At 68.3% G+C, this 2,719-nt stretch carries 2 protein-coding genes; both read left to right on the top strand.

The window, feature by feature from the left end; all coding sequences use genetic code 11:
* The first annotated feature begins 305 nt into the window (after positions 1 to 305).
* Positions 306 to 1,058, top strand: a complete 753-nt coding sequence (locus tag VGC13_RS30130; protein WP_414683022.1) for a lysophospholipid acyltransferase family protein — start codon at positions 306 to 308, stop codon at positions 1,056 to 1,058.
* A gap of 505 nt (positions 1,059 to 1,563) precedes the next feature.
* On the top strand, positions 1,564 to 2,181 hold the full coding sequence (locus VGC13_RS30125; protein WP_331129051.1) for a class I SAM-dependent methyltransferase: 618 nt from the start codon (positions 1,564 to 1,566) through the stop codon (positions 2,179 to 2,181).
* The last annotated feature ends 538 nt before the right edge of the window (positions 2,182 to 2,719 follow it).

The following is a 2,719-nucleotide window of genomic DNA, read 5'->3' as shown; positions in this document are numbered from 1 at the left end:
GCGGCTGCGGATGCACCGCCTGATCAAGAAGGTCCGGTGCAGCTACAGATACTACCTCACGCGTCTTGGCCGCCGCGTCATCGCCGCTGCCTGCCGACTGCGGGAGGGCTCCATCATCCCCGCGCTCGCTGGCCTGTCGGCGTAATCACGACCAGCTTGCGCAGGATTTCATCGGTCAGGGACTATTCCCTGTTCCCTATTCCCTGCCGTCCCCTCCACGATCCGAAACCCGGGTCCGGTGTATGCAGCACCGCACCGTCCCGCCGACGGGGCGGAGTAAAACGCCGGATCCGGAAAACGAGGCAATGTTGAAGCGGCTGATCTCGCTGTGGGTGTGGCTGAGTGTAAGCGTCATCGTGCTGGTGTGGGTGCCGTGGCTGGGGCTGGTGTACCTGGTGACGGTGGCGCGCGACCCGGGCCGCTACACGGTGGGCCGGTGGTTTCGCCGCTCGGCCGTGCTGGCCACCAAGCTGAACCCGCTGTGGCGCTTCCGCACCACGGGCGTGCGCATTCACGACCCGCGGCGGCCGTACGTGGCCGTGGCCAACCACGAGTCGTTCGCCGACATCTTTCTGCTGTCGCACCTGCCCTGGGAGATGAAGTTCCTCAGCAAGGAAGCCATCTTCAAGATCCCGCTGATGGGGTGGATGATGCGCATGGCGGGCGACATCGCCGTGCGCCGCGGCGACGTCACCAGCCGCGCCCGGGCGCTGGACGAGTGCCGCGACCGGCTGCGCAAGCGCGTGTCGGTGATCATCATGCCCGAAGGCACCCGCAGCGTCGACGGCCAGGTGCAGAAGTTCCACGACGGCGCCTTTCGCCTGGCGGTGGAGACGGGGTGCCCCATCCTCCCCATCGCGGTGGCGGGGACGCGCGCGGCCATCGCCAAGGGCTCGTGGGTCTTTGGCCGCGCCACGGCCGTCGCGCACGTGCTGGAGCCGGTGGAGACCACGGGACTGACGCTGCAGGACGTCCCCGAACTCCGCGAAAAGGTCCGCCAGCTCATCTCCGACGCCCGCGCCACCCTTCTCGCCGAGTTGCAGACGGCGCAGGCGTGATGCAAGGCCGCCCGCGCTTTTGCGTGAGCGGGTAAACCCGCCGCTGGAAAAGCGACAAGCCCCGTCCCGGCTCGCTGACGCTCGCCGAACGGGGCTTCAACTGCATGGAAATACTGATGCAGACTCCCTCGGGAAGTCAGATTTTCGCGCGAGACTTTGATGCCCCAGGCATACCGCTAATGCCGCACCCGGGAAAACACCTGTCATTCTGAGGGAGCGCCCACCCCGCGCTCTCGGGAAAGCCACGAAGCCCGCTGGCGCGACCGAAGAATCTCCTTCCCCTCGCGCGGAACTCCTCCCCCGGGCATCGCCCGGGAACGCCGCGTGACGGAAAGATCCTGCCGCCCAGATAGAGATTCTTCGGTCGGCGCCATGCTCTGGAGCACAAAGAGAGCACTGCGCGGCGCCTCCCTCAGAATGACAGTTTTGTCGGATCTATCCTCCGAACCGAATCTCTCGCGCCGCATCCGCGGTCCGCTTCGAGCCCCGCTCCCGCATCTGCATCATGCCCATCAACACGCTTGGCTGGAACCGCGTGCGGTACACGCTGCTGGCGCCGCTGTACGACCGCATCGCCGGCTTCGGGCCGCAGCGGCGACGCTCGTTCGAGCTGCTGGCACCACGGGCGGGCGAGCGCATTCTGATCGATGGATGCGGGACGGGGGCGGACCTGGACTTCCTGCCGCCGGACGTGGAGGTGGTGGCGACGGACCTGACGCCCGCCATGGTGGAGCGGACGCGGCGCCGCGCGCAGTCGCTGGGGCGGGCCGTGGATGCACGGGTGATGGACGCGCAGGCGCTGGAACTCGCGGACGCATCGTTCGACGCGGTGGTGCTGCACCTGATCCTGGCCGTGGTGCCGGACCCGGTGGCCGCCATCCGCGAGGCCGCCCGCGTGCTGAAGCCCGGCGGACGCGCGGTGGTGTTCGACAAGTGGGTGCCCGACGCGGCCCATGCGTCGCTCGCCCGCCGCGCGGCGAACCTGGTCGCCGGCGTGGTCGCGACGGAGATCACCCGCAAACTGGGCCCGCTGGTGGACGCCTCCGGCCTGCGCGTGGAGCACCGCGAATCCGCCGGCGGCGGCGGATTCTTCTCCATCACGCTGCTGCGCAAGCCGGAATAGGCCAGCCTCCGGTGCGGGGGGCGCCGGGCGAATGAATTCGCGGCCGGGAAAACGCGATGTCCGCCTTCGCGGACGAGTGTTTCGCAATCCACTCAGCCGTTGAAGACCCGCGCGGTTTGCGGGGCTTTCCGCGGTCGTTGCGGCGAGTTTACTCGCTCTCGCTGAGTACGGAGGGGCATGCATCCCGCCGCGCCGGCCGCCGGGCGAATGAATTCGCGGCTGGGAAAACGCGATGTCCGCCTTCGCGGACGAGTGTTTCGCGATTCACTCAGCCGTTGAAGCTCGCGCGGTTTGCGGGGCTGTCCGCAGTCGTTGCGGCGAGTTTACTCGCTCTCGCAGAGCGCGGAGAGGCGTGCGTCCCGCCGCGCCGGCCGCCGGGCGAATGAATTCGCGGCTGGGAAAACGCGATGTCCGCCTTCGCGGACGGGTGTTTCGCGATCCACTCAGCCGTTGAAGCCCCGCGCAGTTTGCGGGGCTTTCCGCGGTCGTTGCGGCGAGTTTACTCGCTCTCGCAGAGCGCGGAGAGGCGTGCGTCCCG

It is taken from the genome of Longimicrobium sp. (assembly GCF_036399255.1).
Lineage (GTDB): Bacteria > Gemmatimonadota > Gemmatimonadetes > Longimicrobiales > Longimicrobiaceae > Longimicrobium.
Note: the sequence above shows the minus strand (reverse complement) of the source record. Positions and strands in the feature narration are given on the sequence as shown.